Origin of the sequence: Reyranella soli (assembly GCF_007992495.1) — a bacterium.
GTDB lineage: Bacteria > Pseudomonadota > Alphaproteobacteria > Reyranellales > Reyranellaceae > Reyranella > Reyranella soli.
In genome coordinates this window covers 110,473-127,410 of sequence record NZ_BKAJ01000004.1, presented here as the reverse complement: position 1 = coordinate 127,410, position 16,938 = coordinate 110,473, and the positions used below count along the sequence as shown (strand labels likewise).

At 66.0% G+C, this 16,938-nt stretch carries 15 protein-coding genes; 7 read left to right on the top strand and 8 right to left on the bottom strand.

Annotated elements, in window-relative coordinates; genetic code table 11:
- Positions 1-27 precede the first annotated feature (27 nt).
- On the bottom strand, positions 28-906 hold the full coding sequence (locus tag RSO01_RS01270) for a TauD/TfdA dioxygenase family protein (protein ID WP_147145353.1): 879 nt from the start codon (positions 904-906) through the stop codon (positions 28-30).
- 269 nt (positions 907-1,175) lie between these two features.
- Here RSO01_RS01270 and RSO01_RS01265 point away from each other — a divergent pair, with 269 nt between their 5' ends.
- The 3 genes from RSO01_RS01265 (at position 1,176) to RSO01_RS01255 (ending at position 3,838) form a co-directional block, all read left to right on the top strand.
- Positions 1,176-1,958 carry an NAD kinase gene (locus RSO01_RS01265; protein WP_147145351.1) on the top strand — a complete coding sequence of 261 codons (783 nt, stop codon included), beginning with the start codon at positions 1,176-1,178 and terminating at the stop codon, positions 1,956-1,958.
- Complete coding sequence (locus RSO01_RS01260; RefSeq protein WP_147145349.1) at positions 1,955-3,037, top strand: AbrB family transcriptional regulator; 1,083 nt, start codon at positions 1,955-1,957, stop codon at positions 3,035-3,037. The genes RSO01_RS01265 and RSO01_RS01260 overlap by 4 nt, the downstream gene beginning before the upstream one ends.
- Before the next feature lie 96 nt (positions 3,038-3,133).
- Positions 3,134-3,838 (top strand): hypothetical protein, encoded by a 705-nt coding sequence (locus RSO01_RS01255; protein WP_147145347.1) that lies wholly within the window; start codon positions 3,134-3,136, stop codon positions 3,836-3,838.
- 389 nt (positions 3,839-4,227) lie between these two features.
- On the opposite strand, the gene RSO01_RS01250 is transcribed toward RSO01_RS01255, so the two are convergent.
- From RSO01_RS01250 to RSO01_RS01235, 4 genes are all read right to left on the bottom strand, one after another.
- On the bottom strand, positions 4,228-5,043 hold the full coding sequence (locus tag RSO01_RS01250; protein ID WP_147145345.1) for an SDR family NAD(P)-dependent oxidoreductase: 816 nt from the start codon (positions 5,041-5,043) through the stop codon (positions 4,228-4,230).
- Between the two features lie 4 nt (positions 5,044-5,047).
- Positions 5,048-5,920 carry a CobW family GTP-binding protein gene (locus RSO01_RS47040; RefSeq protein ID WP_170302778.1) on the bottom strand — a complete coding sequence of 291 codons (873 nt, stop codon included), beginning with the start codon at positions 5,918-5,920 and terminating at the stop codon, positions 5,048-5,050.
- 64 nt (positions 5,921-5,984) lie between these two features.
- Positions 5,985-7,619 (bottom strand): amidohydrolase, encoded by a 1,635-nt coding sequence (locus RSO01_RS01240; RefSeq protein ID WP_308933079.1) that lies wholly within the window; start codon positions 7,617-7,619, stop codon positions 5,985-5,987.
- A complete protein-coding gene (locus RSO01_RS01235; protein WP_147145343.1) occupies positions 7,616-8,035 on the bottom strand; it encodes a DUF1801 domain-containing protein in 420 nt (139 codons plus the stop codon). The genes RSO01_RS01240 and RSO01_RS01235 overlap by 4 nt, the downstream gene beginning before the upstream one ends.
- An 85-nt stretch (positions 8,036-8,120) precedes the next feature.
- On the opposite strand from RSO01_RS01235, the gene RSO01_RS01230 reads away from it, so the two are divergent.
- The 4 genes from RSO01_RS01230 to RSO01_RS01215 are packed head-to-tail and all read left to right on the top strand — an operon-like array spanning position 8,121 to position 12,761.
- Entirely contained in the window at positions 8,121-9,116 is a 996-nt protein-coding gene (locus tag RSO01_RS01230) for an extracellular solute-binding protein (protein WP_170302777.1), read from the top strand.
- Between the two features lies 1 nt (position 9,117).
- Positions 9,118-10,110: an ABC transporter ATP-binding protein gene (locus RSO01_RS01225; RefSeq protein ID WP_147145340.1), complete on the top strand. Its 993-nt coding sequence runs from the start codon at positions 9,118-9,120 to the stop codon at positions 10,108-10,110.
- The gene (locus tag RSO01_RS01220) at positions 10,107-11,765 is read left to right on the top strand and encodes an ABC transporter permease (protein ID WP_147145338.1); all 1,659 of its coding nucleotides are present in this window, start codon (positions 10,107-10,109) and stop codon (positions 11,763-11,765) included. The genes RSO01_RS01225 and RSO01_RS01220 overlap by 4 nt, the downstream gene beginning before the upstream one ends.
- 27 nt (positions 11,766-11,792) lie before the next feature.
- Positions 11,793-12,761 carry a Bug family tripartite tricarboxylate transporter substrate binding protein gene (locus tag RSO01_RS01215; RefSeq protein WP_147145336.1) on the top strand — a complete coding sequence of 323 codons (969 nt, stop codon included), beginning with the start codon at positions 11,793-11,795 and terminating at the stop codon, positions 12,759-12,761.
- Positions 12,762-13,198: 437 nt separating this feature from the next.
- Here RSO01_RS01215 and RSO01_RS01210 read toward each other — a convergent pair whose 3' ends face one another.
- The 3 genes from RSO01_RS01210 to RSO01_RS01200 form a co-directional block, all read right to left on the bottom strand.
- On the bottom strand, positions 13,199-14,560 hold the full coding sequence (locus RSO01_RS01210; RefSeq protein WP_147145334.1) for an MFS transporter: 1,362 nt from the start codon (positions 14,558-14,560) through the stop codon (positions 13,199-13,201).
- Between the two features lie 64 nt (positions 14,561-14,624).
- Positions 14,625-15,284, bottom strand: coding sequence for a dienelactone hydrolase family protein (locus tag RSO01_RS01205; protein WP_147145332.1), 660 nt, complete (start codon positions 15,282-15,284; stop codon positions 14,625-14,627).
- Between the two features lie 81 nt (positions 15,285-15,365).
- Positions 15,366-16,886 (bottom strand): AMP-binding protein, encoded by a 1,521-nt coding sequence (locus RSO01_RS01200; protein ID WP_147145330.1) that lies wholly within the window; start codon positions 16,884-16,886, stop codon positions 15,366-15,368.
- Positions 16,887-16,938: the final 52 nt, after the last annotated feature.

Sequence of the window (16,938 nt, the reverse complement as noted above, 5' to 3'; positions counted from 1 at the left end):
TGATCTGGTCGACGCGCCTCTTTGCCTTCAGTGCACAACCGGGGGACGCACCTCCGCCAGACCGTCGGCGTCGGTCGCCGAGATGGTGGTGCGGATCATCGAGCGTTCCCGGCGATAATCCCATGGCCGGCCGCGATGGAGCATGGCGCGGTTGTCCCACATGACGGCGTCGCCCTGACGCCACTTGTGGCTGTAGACGAACTCGCGCCGCGTCGCCTCGTCGAGCAGCTCGGCCAGCAGCTGGCGGGCATCGCGGTCGTCCATGCCGTCGATCGCATAGGCATGGCTCGCGACATAGAGCGCGCGCCGGTCGTTGGCCGGATTGCGCCAGTTCAACCGCCAGCGCACCGGCGGCAGGGCCTTGCGCTCCTCGGCATTGGCAAGGTCGGGATGAATCTGGTCGCGGCTGTTGGCGTAGGAATGGGTGGCCACGGCGTCCTTGAGGCGCGCCTGCAGATCGGCCGGCAGGCGTTCCCAGGCGAGCCTGGTCGAGGTGTACTCGGTCTCGCCGCCTTCGCCCGGCAGCACGCGCGCCGTCAGCACCGAAGCCAGCGCCGGCGTCTTCTTGAAGGAGGAATCGGTGTGCCACAGCGCATTGGCCTTGGCGACCAGCACCTGGCGATGGTCGGGCGGCACGATCTCGCCCTTCTGGCCGATGTTGCTCAGGATCGAGTAGAAGCCGCCGGCGCCCAGCGAGGCAACCTTGGTGAGCTCGAGCGGCCCGAAGGCGCGGCTGAAAGCGACCTGGATGTCGTCGGCGATCGGCTGGTCGCGGAACACCAGCAGCGAATGCTCCTCGAAGGCGGCGCGCACGGCCTTGTAGGCGTCGGCGTCACTGGCCACGTCGAGCATGGTGACGCCCTTGACCTCGACTCCGAAACCAGGCCCCAGCGGAACCAGCTCCATCGCGTCCTCCTTCGCCGTTCTTGTGGGGGCGATTTTAGCGCAGGCCAACCGCGCCCGGCTACAGGACGCGGGCTAGAAGACCAAGCTCGCCGCCAGCAGCGTGCCATTCTTGATCCGCGGGGACCTGCGAAATAGGCCAGCAGGACGATCGGCAAGGGGGCGAAAATGAAGAAGTTCGAGCTGAACGCCAATCTGCTGAAAAAGGCCCAAGTGAAAGTCCGCCAGCAATATAGTACGAAACTTGCATCTACCGCATTGCAGACACCCTGATGGCATCCCCCTCCAATTCCGCCCCCCGCCTCGCTTTCGTCGCAGCGGCGACCCCTCTCGCCCGCGACGCCCGCGCCAAGCTCGAGAAGCGCTATGGCGCGGTGCCGCCGGCGCAGGCCGACATCGTCGTGGCGCTGGGCGGCGACGGGCTGATGCTGCAGACGCTCCATCGCCACATCCATCGCGGCACGCCGATCTACGGCATGAATCTCGGCACCATCGGCTTCCTGATGAACACCTTCAAGGAAACGGGGCTGCTGCAGCGCCTGCGCGAGGCGCGGCAGGTCAGCCTGGCGCCCCTGCGCATGCTGGCCATCAACACCCGTGGCCACGCACACGAGGTCATCGCCATCAACGAGGTGTCGCTGCTGCGCTCCAGCCGGCAGACCGCGCGCATTGCCATCTCGGTCGATGGCCGCAAGCGCCTGCCCGACCTCTATTGCGACGGGGTGCTGGTCGCCACGCCCGCGGGCTCGACGGCCTACAATCTGTCTGCGCACGGCCCGATCCTGCCGCTGGGCGCGGGCCTGCTGGCGCTGACGCCCATCAACGCCTTCCGGCCGCGACGCTGGCGCGGCGCGCTGCTGCCGCGCCATTCCAAGGTCGAGCTCACCGTGCTCGATCCGCGCAAGCGGCCCGTCGCCGCCGCCGCCGATTCCGTCGAGATCGCCAACGTCGCCCGGGTCACCGTGACGGAGGCGACCGACATCGATCTCACCCTGCTGTTCGATCCCGAGCACGATCTGGAGGAGCGGATCCTCAAGGAGCAGTTCGACCATTGAGCAAGGCGCTCCCCGTCAAGTCTGAGAAGAAACACATCATCGGCCACGAGGGGCTGAGGCCGCTCGTGCTCGCAATCGTGATCGGCACGGTTGGCGGCTTCGTTTTCAACTGGCTTAAAATGCCGCTCGCCTGGATGCTGGGCGCCTGCGTCTTCTCCACCATTGCCGCTTTCTCAGGCCTGCGCATCGGCATGAACGCGCGCCTGCGCCAGGGCATGGTGATCATCATGGGCGTGCTGCTGGGCTCGGGCTTCTCGCCCGACCTCATCCATCAGCTCGGCAAATGGGTGGTGAGCCTCGCCGTCATGACCGGCATGACCACGACCGGCGCGAGCTTGAGCTACTTCTGGTTCCGCCGCTTCACCATGTGGGACAAGGTCACCTGCTACTTCGCCGCCATGCCGGGCGGGCTGAACGACATGACCATCATGGGCGGCGCCATGGGCGGCCAGGAGCGCGCCATCGCTCTTGCCCATGCGCTCAGGATCCTCACCGTCGTGCTCACGATTCCGGTCTGGTACCGGCTGGTGAGCGGCACGCAGACCAGCGTGCTCACCATGCCGCATCCGACCCACAACGACTGGCGCGACTGGGCGATCCTGATCGCCTGCGGCCTGATCGGCGCGGTGGTCGGCCGCGTCCTGCGCATGCCCGCCGCCTTCATGATGGGGCCGATGCTGATGAGCGCCATCGCCCATCTCTCGGGCTTCACCGATTCCAAGCCGCCGGGCGAACTGGTGGCCGCGGCGCAGGTCGTCGTCGGTTGCGGCATCGGCTGCCGCTTCGTCGGCACCGCCCTCAACCAGCTGCACAAGGAGATCGGCGCCTCGATCGGCGCGGCCGTGCTGCTGATCGGCTGCGCCGTGGCCTTTGCCGAACTCACCCACGCGCTCACCGGCCTCAGCATCGACGCGACGGTGCTCTCCTACGCTCCCGGCGGCTTTGCCGAAATGAGCCTGATCGGCCTGGCGCTCGGCGTCGAGGTGGCGATGGTAGCGACCCACCATCTGTTCCGCCTGTTCCTGATCATCCTGACCAGCCCGTTCGTCTCGCGCTTCGTGCTTACGCGCGGACGGTGAGGCCTGCCCGGCCAGAGGCGACGCCACCCGCCGTCGCGGAAAAGCCTCGGTCGAGTAGTACACATCGCAGGCCGCCACAGTTCGGGAGCGAAGTCGATGGCCATACCGTGGGAAGACAAAGTCAGGGATCGCAATCCCAAGCAGCTGACCATCTTCGTGGCGCCGACACTGAACAAGCCTTGGCGCCGGGCGTTTGACGACGCGCTGAACACGTTCAACCAGCTATCGCAGGACAATCGACTCGGCGTCACGCTGGTGGCGCCCGAGAATGCGGCAAAGCCGGACCCGAATGGAGACGGCGGAGCCGATGTGCACTTCGACATGGGAAAGGGCGACATCACGTTCTCAGCCCTGGGTCAGGATTTTCAGATCAAGAACTTTCCGGCCACGGGGATGCACGGCAAGACACAACTTCTTCACAGTAGGGTCGCCAATCAAGGGGAACGGATCCGAAAGGCGTTTGTATATGTGCCTCAGACGCCGATGGTCACGGCACAGATGGCGGTCGGTCGCGGCAAGTTCAAAGACGTGCAACGAGAGGTCGGCCACGGAATCAAGCACTTCATCGCGGCGCACGAACTCATCCATGTCTGTGGCCTGGACAATTCCGACCATACGAAATACGGCCCCGATGCCGACCTGTTCATCGAACAGCCGCAACCGTTCTCGGGAGATTTCAACAAGCCCGACGACGACAGGCTGGTGCTCCACAATCCGGCCACTCCGCAGCCCCAGGTCCTTGCGCCTCCGATATTCCTCAAGAAGGCGGTCGCCGACATGATAAGGGACAATTGGAAATAGCTGGGCTTGAGGGCTTGAGGCGCAGGCGATCTGGAGAAAATCTGAACCTGCCGTCCATCGTTTCTCAAGACTCGCGCCGCGAGCCGGTCGAAATGCGCTGGCTTAATTCCTTTTCGAGGGGCAGTGCCATTGAGTCCCCAAGGAGAGCGATCCGTGACACTTCTCCAGCGCACCAGCGACATGGAAGTCAGCGTCAGTCCGCAGTTCGACAGGGAATACAAGCCGGGCGAGGCCCCCAGTCATTCCGGCATCTATCGCTGTCGCGGATGTGGATGCGAGATCCTCGCCGACCCCGTTTCCGCTGGACGAACATCCTGGCCACTCACCGGCTCAGGGAACAATCCGATGGCGACTGTGTGTAGCGCCACAACTGGTGCCGCACTGAGGGGTTAGGCGCGGACGGTGATGCCGCCGTCGACCACCAGCAGATGGCCGTTCACATAAGCCGCCTCGTCTGACGCGAGAAAGAGCGCGGCGTTGGCGGTGTCCCATCCGGTGCCCATCTTGCCGGTCGGCGAGGCGCGGTTACGGATGGCGATCATCTTGTCGTAGGCCTGATTGTGGTCCTTCTCGTTCTTGGCGTACTGCTCGGCGAGAAAGTCGATCATCGGCGTGTGCATCAGGCCGGGCAGGATGGCGTTGCAGCGGATGCCCTTCTCGGCGTACTGCGAGGCGATGGCCAGGGTGAGTGAATTCACCGCGCCCTTGCTGGCATTGTAGGCGATGTAGCTCACGCCCTTGGGGCTGCGGATCGAGGCGATCGAGCTCACATTGACGATCGCGCCCTTGCCCTGCTTCTCCATCACCGGGATGACGTGCTTGGCCGTCAGGAAGAAGCTTTTGACGTTGACGTCGAACACAAGATGCCACTCGTCCTCGCTGAGTTCGACAGGTCCGCCGGTCGAGCCGATGCCGACATTGTTGTCCAGGACGTCGATGCGGCCCCACTTCATCATGCAGGCATCGACCATCGCCTTCACGTCGGCGTTGTTTGCCGAGTTCGCCTCGAACGCGAAGGCCTCGCCGCCTTCCTTGGCGATCAGGCCGGCCGTCTCCTCGGCAGCGGCGCGCTTGAGGTCGACGCACATCACCTTGGCGCCTTCACGGGCGAAGGTGACGGCGGTGCATTTGCCGTTGCCCCAGCCGGGACCGCTCGAGCCCGCCCCCACCACGATTGCCACCTTGTCCTTCAACCTGCCGGCCATTCCGTCACTCCCTTTGCAGCGAGCCTAGCATGCCTAGCGTGGGCTTCAGCCCCAGCAGCACCAACCGAGATGTTTCGCTTTCGCGCCACGGTTCGTCGTCGACAATGTCGAGCCGGTTGCCGACCTGATGGATCACCGAACGGCGCGCCGGCGAATCGATGAAGCGCACGATGCCCTTGGCCCGCAGGACGCCGGCGGTTCGCAGCATTCCCAGGACGATGCCGCGCTCGACCGGCTCGGCCCATTCGTAGGACCAGCTCGCGAAAGCATCCGGCGCATCGGCCGGCGCGGCTCCACCGAGACGCGGCAGACCGAACAGCAGGTCGATCGCCACGTCGGCGTGTCTTGCTTCGAGTACCGGCGCTGGCGATTGCGTCGACAGCCAGCCACGCAAGGGTGGCAGGTCGTCCGCCAGATCTGTCTTGTTGAGAAGCAGCAGGTCGGCGGCGGCGAGCTGCCGCGTGACCGTGTCGCCGACCCGCCGGTCGGCAGAGCGCTCGCGGACACTCCCGGCATCGACGACCACGATCACGCCATCACGGGCAAGTCGCTGGTCGAGCACGGCGAGGTCGGCGATGCGGCCCGGGTCGGCGACGCCCGACGCCTCGACGACGATATGGTCGAAGCGGTCTGGCTGCTCCAGCAACGCCAGAATCGTCGTCACCAGGGAATCGCCGATCGTGCAGCACAGGCAGCCATTGGCGAGCGCGATCGTGTCGCCGCCATGCGCGACCACCAGGCGGCTGTCGATGTCGAGGGCGCCGAAGTCGTTGACCAGCACGGCGAAGCGGCGGCCGGTGTCGGCCCGCAGCAGCCGGTTGAGCAGCGTCGTCTTGCCGGCGCCGAGAAAGCCGCCGATGACGGTGAAGGGAGTCATGGGAGCGCGGCCCTCCGGCCCGCCTCATGATCATGAGCGGGCCGGAGGCCCGCGCTCCCGAAGATCATGACTTCGGCGCCTCGAACACCTTGCCGCCGAGCACCGTGCCCCATACGCCGATGTCCTTCAGCTTCTCGGGCGGCACCGACAGCGGATCGTCGTCGAGGATGGCAAAGTCGGCGCGCTTGCCGACGTCGATGCTGCCCAGCTCCTCGTCGAGCTTCAGCGTGTAGGCGGCACCCAGCGTGATGGCGCGCAACGCGTCGGCGACGGAGATTCTCTCGGCCTCGCCCAAGGTGCGGCCGGAGGCCGTCAGGCGATTGACGGCGCACCAGGCCGTGAACAGCGGTCCGATCGGCGTCACGGGTGCGTCGCAATGGATGGCGAAGGGCACGCCGGTCGCCAGCGCCGTGCCGCAGGCATCCATGCGCTCGGCGCGCTCCGGCCCCAACGTCTTCGCGTAGTGGATGTCGCCCCAATAGAAGAGGTGGTTGGCGAACAGGTTGGCGCACATGCCGAGCGCCTTCATGCGACGGAACTGACCGGCATCCGCCATCTGCGCGTGCTGCAGCGTATGGCGATGGTCCCAGCGCGGTGCGGCCATCAGGGCCCGCTCGACCGCCTCGATCGCCACCTCCGAGGCCTCGTCGCCATTGGTGTGGATATGCACCTGGAAGCCCGCGCTGTGCCAGGAGAGCAGGATGCGGTCGATATCATCCGGCCCGACGTTCCACACGCCGTTGGGCGTGCCGTCGTAGTAGCCCGGCCAGCGCATGCGTGCCGACAGGCCCTGGATCGAACCGTCGGTCACGATCTTCACCAGTTGGAAACGCAGCCGGTCGTTGTTCTTCTTCATCAGCGCCTGCAGACGCGGAATGCCCTGTTCGGGCGGCACCGATGCCGCGGCAAAGGCCGGCAGCAGGCGAATCGGAAAGTCGTCCGAGGCGCTGGCTTTGAGATAGCCCTCGACGGTGCTCTCCGGCAGCTCGTTGTGCAGATCGGTCGCCGTCGTGACGCCAGCAAGCTGCGCCACCTTGGCGAAGCGCCACACCGCCTGCTCGTCCGACAGCACCGCCGCGATCTCCATGCCGGCCGCGCGATAGGCCATGTATTTGGCGGTCATCTCCTGCAGCTCACCCGTCGGCTCGCCGCTGGCGTCCTTCACGATGCCGTGCACGTTGGTGGTGCGCGTGATGCCGGCCTTGGCCAACACGACCGAGTTGGCATTGGCAACGTGGAAGTTGGAATGGACGATCACGACCGGCCGTCCGGTCGAGATCCTGTCGACGTCGGTCAGCACCATGCACCGGCCGCCGAAATAGATCGGATCGAAGCCCCAGGCGAGCAGCGAGGCGCCGGGCGCCAGGGTTTTCTCGTGCGCCTGCAGGCGCGCCACGACCTCGTCGATGTTCTTCAGGCCCTTGAAGCGCGTGCCATCGGGTGCAACACGGTCAAAGTAGCCGACATAGGGGAACTTCCACACGCCGCCTTCGTAGGCGTGGCTATGGCCCTCGACGAAGCCCGGCAGGATCACCTTGTCGGCAAAGCGTTCGTCGAGGTCGAACTTGCCCCAGCCCCTGAGCTCCTCCAGCGAGCCCGCACCCAGGATGCGGCCATCACGCACTGCGACGTGCGTTACCGAAGGACGGTTGGGGTTCATGGTGAGGAAGCGACGGGCTGGATAGACGACTGTGCTCACGATTTCGGTTTCTTCTTCCTGGAGTGATGGGTGAGGGCAAGCGCCAGGCAATGCCTTAGTTCCCGCACCGGCACGCGATCGCCAGCGGCGAAGACGATGGCGCGCTTGCCTTCGAACGTGAAGGTATCGGGATAGAGTTCGCGGAACTGACCCAAAAGCCCGCTCTGGCAATGGAAGTAGACGGCATAGCCGTCGGCAGCCTTCAGGCGGTCGATGCGCACCGTCGTCCCGCTGCCCGTCTCCTCGGTGAGATAGCTGGGCTGGCCCCATTTCAGCGTTTCGGTCAGCCGCCCCACGCCCTCTGTCCTGGCCGCCGCGTCGAACACCAGCTCGCGCAACGCCATCAGCTTGGCGCGCACGGTTGGCGGATAGGCCTTGAAGACCGATTGAACGTCGTTGCTGGAAAAACGCCTCATTGTCGCGACCCTAACACGAGGCTGGCGGCGTCGCGCGCCTCGTGGAATGCTCCGCCCGCCAGGTTGCCTTAGGGGTTTTATCGTCATGCTTCGTCGAACGTTCGCCGGCGCGCTGCCGCTTGCCATGCTCGGCCTGCCGGCCCGTGCCCAGGCCAAGAAGGTCGTCATCTACACCGCCAACGACAGCACGCTGAACGACCTGGTCTTTGCTGCCTTCAAGGCCGAGACCGGCATCGAGGTCGAGCCGGTCGCGGCGGGCTCCGGCGTGCTGGCGCGCCGCCTGCAGGCCGAGAAGGGGCGGCCGCTGGGCGACATCATCTGGGGCATCAGCCGTTCGCTGCTGCAGACCAACAAGGCGCTGTTCGAGCCCTACGCTTCCAAGAACATCGCCGCCACGCCGGCCGAGTACCGTGACCCCGACAATCTCTGGATCGGCAACAATCTCCACCTGCTGATCGTCCTGCAGAACACCAAGCTGCTGCCTGAGGCCGAGGCGCCGAAGAGCTGGGCCGACCTGCTCGACCCCAAGTGGAAGGGCAAGATCGCCTTCACCGATCCCGCCAACTCGGGCTCGGCCTACAGCACGGTCACCATGCTGGTCGACATGTGGGGCGGGGGAGACGCGGGCTGGAAGAAGGTCGCGGGCCTTTTCAAGAACCTGAAGGTGCTGAACCGCTCGTCGCTGGTCTTCCAGGGCGTGGGTAACGGCGAGTATCCGCTGGGCATCTCTTTGGAGTACGCCGGGCCGATGTGGGCGAAGGGCGGCGCACCGGTGAAGGTGATCTATCCGAGCGACGGCACGTTCGCTGCGATGGAAGGCGTGGCCGTCATCAAGGGCGGGCCCAACACCGACAACGCCAAGGTCTTCGTCGACTACATCAACCGCAAAGACGTGCGTGAGATGATCCTGAAGGCCACCTTCCGGCGGCCGACCCGCAACGACGTCGACCTCACCGCCCTGCCCGGCGGCATGCCGCCGCTCTCCCAGGTGAAGCTGGTCAACTACGACGAAGACGGCTGGACCGAGAAGCGCACCAAGACCCTGGAGCAGATCAAGGACGTGCTGCAGGACTCCCGCTAGCGTGGCCGGCATCGTCATTTCCGGCGTCAGCCGGACCTTCGGCGCCGTCCGAGCCGTCGACAATGCCAGTCTCGAGGTGGGTGAAGGCGAGTTCTTTACCCTGCTCGGACCCTCGGGCTGCGGCAAGACGACGTTGCTGCGCATGATCGCGGGCTTCACCGAGCTCAACGGGGGCGAGATCCGCTTCGGCAGCGAGCGCATCGACCGCCTGCCCGCCCATGTCCGCGACATCGGCATGGTGTTCCAGAACTATGCCGTGTTCCCCAACCTCACGGTCGCGGGCAACGTCGCCTACGGCCTCAGGGCGCGGAAGGTGGCGACGGCCGAGATCGAGCGCCGCGTCGAGGAAGCGCTCGCCCTGGTCCAGCTCACGGGCTACGGCACGCGATGGCCGCATCAGCTCTCGGGCGGCCAGCTCCAGCGCGTCGCCATCGCCCGGGCGCTGGTGATCCGGCCGCGCGTGCTGCTGTTCGACGAGCCGCTCAGCAACCTCGATGCCCGGCTCAGGGTCAGCATGCGCACCGAGATCCGCGATTTGCAGAAATCGCTCGGCATCACGGCGATCTATGTCACGCACGATCAGGAGGAGGCGATGTCGGTGTCCGACCGCATCGCGCTGATGAACGCCGGCCGGCTCGAGCAGGTCGGCGTGCCGGTCGACATCTACCGCCATCCGGTGTCGCGCTTCGCCGCCGAGTTCATGGGCACGACCAATCTCGTGCCGGCCCGGATGGTAGGCCGTGCCGGCGACCAGTTCGTCTCACTCCGACCCGAGGCCCTGCATCTTGCCAGCGACGCGCCGCAAGACTGGCCGGTGCTGTCGGGCACGCTGGCGCATGTCGAGTTGCTGGGACCGATCATGCGCCTCGACGTGAAGCTGTCCGACGGCACGGTCCTCAAGGCCGCCATGCTCGACGCACCGGACCGGTCGCTGCAGGCCGGTGCCACCATTAGCCTCGCTTACGATCCTGCTCGCCTGACGGTACTGCCGTGAAATTGGGCGTGCCGCATAATCTGCGCCTGCCGGTCGCCATCGCCGCGCTGGGGCTGCTCTTCCTCGGCCTCTTCCTGCTCTATCCGCTGTTCAACGTCTTCAGCGCCAGCGTCCTGGACGCCGACGGCGAGCGGCTGACCTTCGCCAACTACGCCAAGATACTCGGTCGGCCGTTCTACCGCGCCGCCATCGCCAACACGCTCGCCATCGGGGTCGCGGCGACGGCGATCACCACGGCGCTTGCCGTGCCCTTCGCCTTCGCCCTGGCGCGGCTGCCGGTCCCCGGCAAGGCCGCTATCCTCGCCATGGCCGCCCTGCCGCTGGTGCTGCCCTCCTTCGTCAGCGCCTATGCCATCGTCCTGCTGCTGGGCCGCTCGGGCATCGTCACCCAATGGCTGCAGTCGTGGGGCCTGGGCTTCGGCTCGATCTATGGCGCGGGCGGCATCATCCTGGTCTACACGCTGACGCTCTATCCCTACGTGCTGCTGCCGACCATCGCGGCCTTCAAGGCGGTCGACGTGTCCATGGAAGAGGCAGCCCAGGGGCTGGGCTCATCACCGCGCCGCACGGTGTGGACGGTGACCTTGCCCATCGTGATGCCCGCCGTGCTGGCGGGCGCGCTGCTGGTGTTCATCGAGACGCTGGAGAATTTCGGCGTGCCCTTCGTGCTGGCCGAGGACATGCCGATCTTCGCCGTCGAAGCCTTCAAGCTCTTCATCGGCGAGACCGCGCCCAATCCGGCATCGGCCGGCGTGCTGGGCGTGCTCCTGATCCTGACCACGGCGCTGGTGCTGCTGGTCCAGCGACGCTTCCTGTCGGCCCGCCGCTTCGCCACCAATACACGCCAGGCACCGCCGATCCTGCGGATCGGCCGTCCTCTGCAGGTCGCTGCCACGATCTATTGCTGGGCCATCGTGATCCTGGCCCTGGTGCCTTTCTTCGCCATCGTCGTGCTGTCCTTCATGGAGTTCCGCGGGCCCGTCCTGCATCCCAACTTCAGCCTCGCGAACTTCGGCGGCCTGTTCGACCGCTCGCTCAGGCCGCTGGTCAACACGCTGGTGTTCGCGACCCTGGCGGCGGCGTGCGTGACGCTGATCGGCGTGCCGATCGGCTATGTCGTGAGCCGCTGGCGCTCGGGCGTCGCCACGCTGCTCGATGTCGTGGCCACCCTGCCGTTCGCGGTGGCGGGTACCGTGCTCGCCATCGGCTTCGTCGTGTCGTTCAACAGCGGGCCGCTGGTGCTGACCGGCGGACCGCTGATCCTCGTGCTGGCCTATAGCGTGCGCAAGGTGCCGTTCGCCGTGCGCTCGGCCAGCGCCATCGTCCACCAGATCGACGCCTCGCTCGAGGAGGCCTCGATCAGTCTCGGCCGCTCGCCGTTCCAGACCCTGATGCGGGTCGTCGTGCCCCTGATGCTGGGCGGCATCTTGAGTGGCGTGGTGCTGACCTGGGTCACGGTGGCGTCGGAGCTCAGCGCCACCGTCGTGCTCTACAGCGGCCCGTGGCGGCCCATGACCGTCGTGATGTTCCAGGCGCTGGAGGGCAGCGGCGCGGGTATCGCCACGGCTGCCGCGTCCACCCTCATTGTCGTGACCCTGCTTCCCATAATCCTGCTCTATCGCCTGGTTCGGCGCTACGAATTGTCGATGCTATAAGGGTCGAAACAGACTCCGGGAGGAGACATGCGTCGTCGTGCTTTCACTGCCTCGGCCCTGGCAGGCCTTGCAGCGCCCCTGGCCGCGCCAGCAATCGCCCAGCAGGAATGGCCGACCAAGCCCTTGCGCATGGTCATCCCCTATCCGCCCGGCGGACCGTCGGACGTCTCGACGCGCATCGTCATGGATCGCGCCGCCCAGAGCCTCGGCCAGCCCATCGTGTTCGACAACAAGGCCGGCGCCTCGGGCATGATCGGCGGGGAGTTCGTGAAGAACCAGGCGGTCGACAACCACACCTTCCTGACCACGACGACGGCAATGGTCTGCATCACTCGCCATCTGCAGCCGATTCCGTTCGATCCCGACAAGGATTTCGTCACGGTGTCGCGCATGTGCACCTCGTGGGGCATCTTCGCCATCCACCCCTCGGTACCGGCGCGCACCGTCGCGGAGTTCGTGGCCTACGCCAAGGCCAACCCAGGCAAGATCAATTTCGGCTCGTCCGGCCTCGCCACCATCACCCATCTGTTCGGCGAGATGCTGCAGCTCGAGGCCGGCATCAAGATGACCCACGTGCCCTATCGCGGCAGCGCGCCCGCCACCAACGCCCTGGTCGCCGGCGAGGTGCAGGCGCAGTTCGACCAGACCTGCCTGCCGCATGTGAAGGCGGGCAAGCTCATCGGGCTTGCGATGCTGTCGAACGTCCGCCATCCCGACTTCCCCGACGTGCCCACCCTGCGCGAGGCGGGCTATCGCAAGGAGGAAGGCGATTCCTGGTTCGGGATCCTGGCCCCCACCGGCACCTCGCCGGCCGTCATCGCCAAGCTCGAGAAGGCGATCGGCGATGCCGTGCGCTCGCCCGATGTCGTCGAGAAGCTGCATCTCGGCGGATGCTACGTCACCTACCTGAACGCGGCGGACTTCCGCGGCCGCATCAACGACGAGTCCAGGATGTTCGGCAACATCATCCAGAAGGGCAATATCAAGCTGACGTGATGAAAACACGTCTTCTCATGACCGCACCCGATTGAAGGGGCGTTTGGTGCATGCACTGCTGTCGCCTCGCTCGTGAATTTCTGCATTTCCTGCATATTTTTTGCAGGTCGGCCGATGTCCACCAAACCATTGAATTTACGCCACTTTCGGATTTTATGCATTTTATGCATTTTCTGCAGGCCCTCCCCACGATGACCGGCTCTCGCGCAGGAGCCGTCCGACGCACGATCGGATGAACGCTGCATAGAGCGGGAACACCGGCAAGCAGTGCAACGAGGCACTTATATAACCAAAGTACAGTCTCGTCAATAACTTTGGTTGCAAGTCGCCAATTTCGTTTTCGCGAGTTTTTTCGCGCCGTACGGGGGCACGAAAAGGCGACCAAACCAGCCGGCCCGGCATTCGCTGTGTCGCAGGCCCGAGCTGCCCAGCAACAGTCAGGCTCTCCGCGACCACGCGCGCGGAACGACGAGTGACAGCAGGAGCGCCAGCAACAGGCCGCCGCCGGCGGCGAGGAAGGCGAAGCGATAGCCTGCAAGGAAGCCGTCGATCCCCGGAAGTCCTGCCGCGCCCATGGCATGCAGCGTGGTCAGCACCGAGGCACCGCTGACCGTGCCCAGCGTGCGCGTGAGCAAAGCGAGGCTGCCGGCAACGCCACGGTCGCGCACGGAGAGCGTCGACGTCACGATGTCCGTGTAGGCCACATTGAGCAGGCCCTGGCCCACGCCTTCGGCAAACAGCAGCACCGCCACCACAGCCACGGGTGTGCCGGCTCCCGTGAAGGCGAGCGGCAGGAGCCCGAGCCCGACCAGGGTGACGCCTGAAAAGGCGGTCGGCCGCTGGCCGATCCGCGCGACCAGCCAGGCCGACAACGGTGCGCCGGTCAGGCTGCCGACGAAGGCCAAGGCCAGCACCATGCCGCTGGCCAGCGCCGAGAGCTTCAGCACGTTCACGAGGTAGTAGGGCGTGAGCAGAAGGATCGAAAAGCCAGCCAGGCCGGCGAGCGCGTTCATGACGTTGGGCACGGTGAAGGCAGGATCGGCGAACAACGCCGGACGGATGATCGGTTCGGGTACCCGCCGGGCACGCTGGACGTAGACGAAGAGAACGGCCAGCGACGTCGCGAACAGGACGAGGACAGCGAGGCCCGGTGCCTCGCGGCGTTGCGACAGCACCAGCGACAGCAACAGAGTGCTCATGCAGACGGCGAGCAGCACGGCGCCCACGGCATCGAACGGCCGTGGATCGGGTTTGGGTGACGGCAGCAAGCCTGAAAGCGCCAGCGTGAAGAGCGAGATCGGCACGCGCACCCAGTAGACTGCCGGCCAGCCCCAGAGCTCGACCAGGACGCCGCCGAGAAACGGCCCCACTACGGCGGCGAGCGACATCGCCATGCCGAGGCCCGCCAGGGCGCGGGTGCGCGAGCTCTCCGGAAACAGGGAGGTGGCGAGAGCTGGCGTGCAGGAAATCGCCAGTGCCGTACCGACGCCCTGCCCGGCACGCGCCCACAGGAAGAGCGGCCAGTCGGGCGCGGCGGCACAGGCAGCGCAGCCAACTGCCGAGATGAGCATGCCGACGCGGAAGATCAGGCGGTGGCCGAGCAGGTCACCCAGCTTGCCGCACACCAGCATCAGCGAGCTGTAAACGAGCACGTAGCAGATCACGAGCCACTGCACGTCGCCCAGCGCCAGCTGGAAATGCCGGGTGATCTCCGGCAGCGCCACATTGACGGCGATGTCGAGCGGGGCAAGCGAGGCGCCCAGCCCGACGATCGCGAGGCCGAAAGTTGGGTGCTTCATGGTGGGAGCGCGGGCCTCCGGCCCGCTTCGTAATTCATGAGCGGGCCGAAGGCCCGCGCTCCCATCAGAGGTGCTTGCCGAGGAACGCCATCATGCGCTCCCACGACGCCTTGGCCGAGGGCGCGTCGTAGGCCGGACTCTTCTCATTGGCGAAGGCGTGCTGGGCGTCGTAGCGGAAGACCTCGGGCTTGGTGCCGCCCGACGTCATCTTCTTCTCGAAGGCGTTCACTACCTCGGGCGTGCACCAATCGTCCTGGTTGGCGAAGTGGCCCTGCAGGGGGATCTTGATCTTGGCGGGATCGGCGAGCTGCTCGGGCGGCACGCCGTAGAACGGCACGCCGCAGGCAACACCGGAGACGCGCGCCGCCGCCGCGATGGTCAGCGCGCCGCCCATGCAGAAGCCCATGACGCCGACCTTGCGGCTCATGGCGGCCAGATGCTTGACCGCGCCGGCAATGTCCTGGTCGGAGGCACCGACGAAATCGAGACCGCTCATCATGTGGTTCGCTTCGTCAGGCTTCTGCGTGACGCGGCCCTTGTAGAGGTCGGGCGCCAGCGCGTTGTAGCCCGCGGCAGCGAAACGGTCGGCCACGCCCTTGATCTGGTCGTTCAGGCCCCACCATTCCTGGATGACGACGATGCCCGGCTTGCCGCTGCCGGCTTCGGCCAGGTAGCCCTTGCAGGTCGAGCCGTCGGGACGCTTGAAGTCGATCATGCTGCCCATGTTCTTTCCTCCTCTTGATGAGAGCGCGGGCCTCCCGCCCGCATTCATGAGCGGGCCGGAGGCCCGCGCTCCCGCAGAAGACTAGAGCAGCTTGCGCAGCTCCGTCTTGAGAATCTTGCCGTAGTTGTTCTTGGGCAGGGCCTCGATGAACTTGTAGTCCTTGGGCCGCTTGAAGCGGGCGATGTTGTCGAGACAGAGCTTGTCGAGGTCGCCAGGCTTCACAGCCTTACCCTCGCGCGGCACGACGAAGGCCACCACCTCCTCGCCCCATTCGGGGTGCGGGCGGCCGACCACCGAACATTCGGCGACGGCGGGATGCAGGTTCAGCACGTCCTCGATCTCGCGCGGGTAGATGTTGGAGCCGCCCGAGATGATCATGTCCTTGGAGCGGTCCTTCAGCGTCAGCAGGCCTTCCTCGTCGAAGGCGCCGACATCGCCGGTCCACAGCCAGCCGTCGCGCAACGACTTGGCCGTCGCCTCGGGACTGTTCCAGTAGCCCGACATCACCGTGTCGCCCTTGACGATGATCTCGCCGACCTCGCCCACCGGCAGCTGCTGGCCGTCCTCGTCGACCACCTTCACCGCCACGCACGAATCGGGGCGGCCGGCCGAGGCCAGGCGCTGCTCCCAGCGTGGATGGGCACGGTCGGCATGCATCTCGCGGCTGAGATGGGTGATGGTCATCGGGCTCTCGCCCTGGCCGTAGAGCTGGGCGAGCTTGTCGCCCAAAAGATCGAGTGCGTGCTTGAGGTCGGAGACGTACATCGGCGCGCCGCCGTAGGAGACCAGGCGCAGCGCGTCGGGCTTCAGGTCGGCCACGCTGCCGTGCTCGATCAGGCGCTTCACCATGGTCGGCGCCAGGAAGATGCTGCACTGGGGCCAGCGGTTCATCAGCTCGACGGTCTCGGGCACCTCGTACTTGCCGCTCTCGGGACAGACCTGGACCGAACCGCGCGCCAGCATGGCGAAGTTCCACAGGCCCGAGCCGTGGCTGATGGGTGCCGCATGCACGATCGAACCGCCAACCGGCGGGCGGTCGACATCGGCAAAGTAGTTGAGTGTCATCGCCAGCAGATTGCGATGGGTGAGCGTGGCGCCCTTGGGCCGGCCGGTGGTGCCGGAGGTGTAGAACAGCCACGCCGGATCGGTCGCCTCGGCCTCGGCCATGGCAATGGGATCGCCGACTTCCATGAAGCTGTAGGAGCGCGTCGTCACGTCGACGATCTCCTTCAGCTCGGGCGCCTCCTTGGCCGCTTCGGCAATGGTGTCGGCGAGGTCGGGCGTGACGAAGCAGAGCTTCGCGCCCGAGTTCTCCAGGATGAAGGCCAACTCCTTGGCATGCAGCTTGGCGTTCATCGGCACGGCGCAGAGGCCGGCGTGCCAGACCGCATACATGACCTCGATTGCCTCCACGCAATTGGTCATCGCGAAGGCCACGCGGTCGCCGCGCTTGAGGCCGAAGCGCCCTGTCAGATGCATGCTCATCACCGAGACCTTGCGCCACAGGTCGCGGTAATTGAGATGGACCGACGTGCCACGCGCCAGCGCCGGCAAGGTGGAGAACTCGCGCGCCGAGCCGAGCAGGAGATGAGCAATATTCATGGCGGTACCCGGGTCCGACTATTGCAGGCCGGATGACGGCCTTGCAATGTGA

What these genes read in the sequence shown, in the direction of transcription:
- RSO01_RS01205 (WP_147145332.1), bottom strand. Translation starts at nt 15,284, where the DNA reads ATGGGCAGCATGATCGACTTCAAGCGTCCCGACGGCTCGACCTGCAAG.
- RSO01_RS01210 (WP_147145334.1), bottom strand. Translation starts at nt 14,560, where the DNA reads ATGAAGCACCCAACTTTCGGCCTCGCGATCGTCGGGCTGGGCGCCTCG.
- RSO01_RS01265 (WP_147145351.1), top strand. Translation starts at nt 1,176, where the DNA reads ATGGCATCCCCCTCCAATTCCGCCCCCCGCCTCGCTTTCGTCGCAGCG.
- RSO01_RS01270 (WP_147145353.1), bottom strand. Translation starts at nt 906, where the DNA reads ATGGAGCTGGTTCCGCTGGGGCCTGGTTTCGGAGTCGAGGTCAAGGGC.
- RSO01_RS01255 (WP_147145347.1), top strand. Translation starts at nt 3,134, where the DNA reads ATGGCCATACCGTGGGAAGACAAAGTCAGGGATCGCAATCCCAAGCAG.
- RSO01_RS01200 (WP_147145330.1), bottom strand. Translation starts at nt 16,886, where the DNA reads ATGAATATTGCTCATCTCCTGCTCGGCTCGGCGCGCGAGTTCTCCACC.
- RSO01_RS01230 (WP_170302777.1), top strand. Translation starts at nt 8,121, where the DNA reads ATGCTTCGTCGAACGTTCGCCGGCGCGCTGCCGCTTGCCATGCTCGGC.
- RSO01_RS01235 (WP_147145343.1), bottom strand. Translation starts at nt 8,035, where the DNA reads ATGAGGCGTTTTTCCAGCAACGACGTTCAATCGGTCTTCAAGGCCTAT.
- RSO01_RS01250 (WP_147145345.1), bottom strand. Translation starts at nt 5,043, where the DNA reads ATGGCCGGCAGGTTGAAGGACAAGGTGGCAATCGTGGTGGGGGCGGGC.
- RSO01_RS01215 (WP_147145336.1), top strand. Translation starts at nt 11,793, where the DNA reads ATGCGTCGTCGTGCTTTCACTGCCTCGGCCCTGGCAGGCCTTGCAGCG.
- RSO01_RS47040 (WP_170302778.1), bottom strand. Translation starts at nt 5,920, where the DNA reads ATGACTCCCTTCACCGTCATCGGCGGCTTTCTCGGCGCCGGCAAGACG.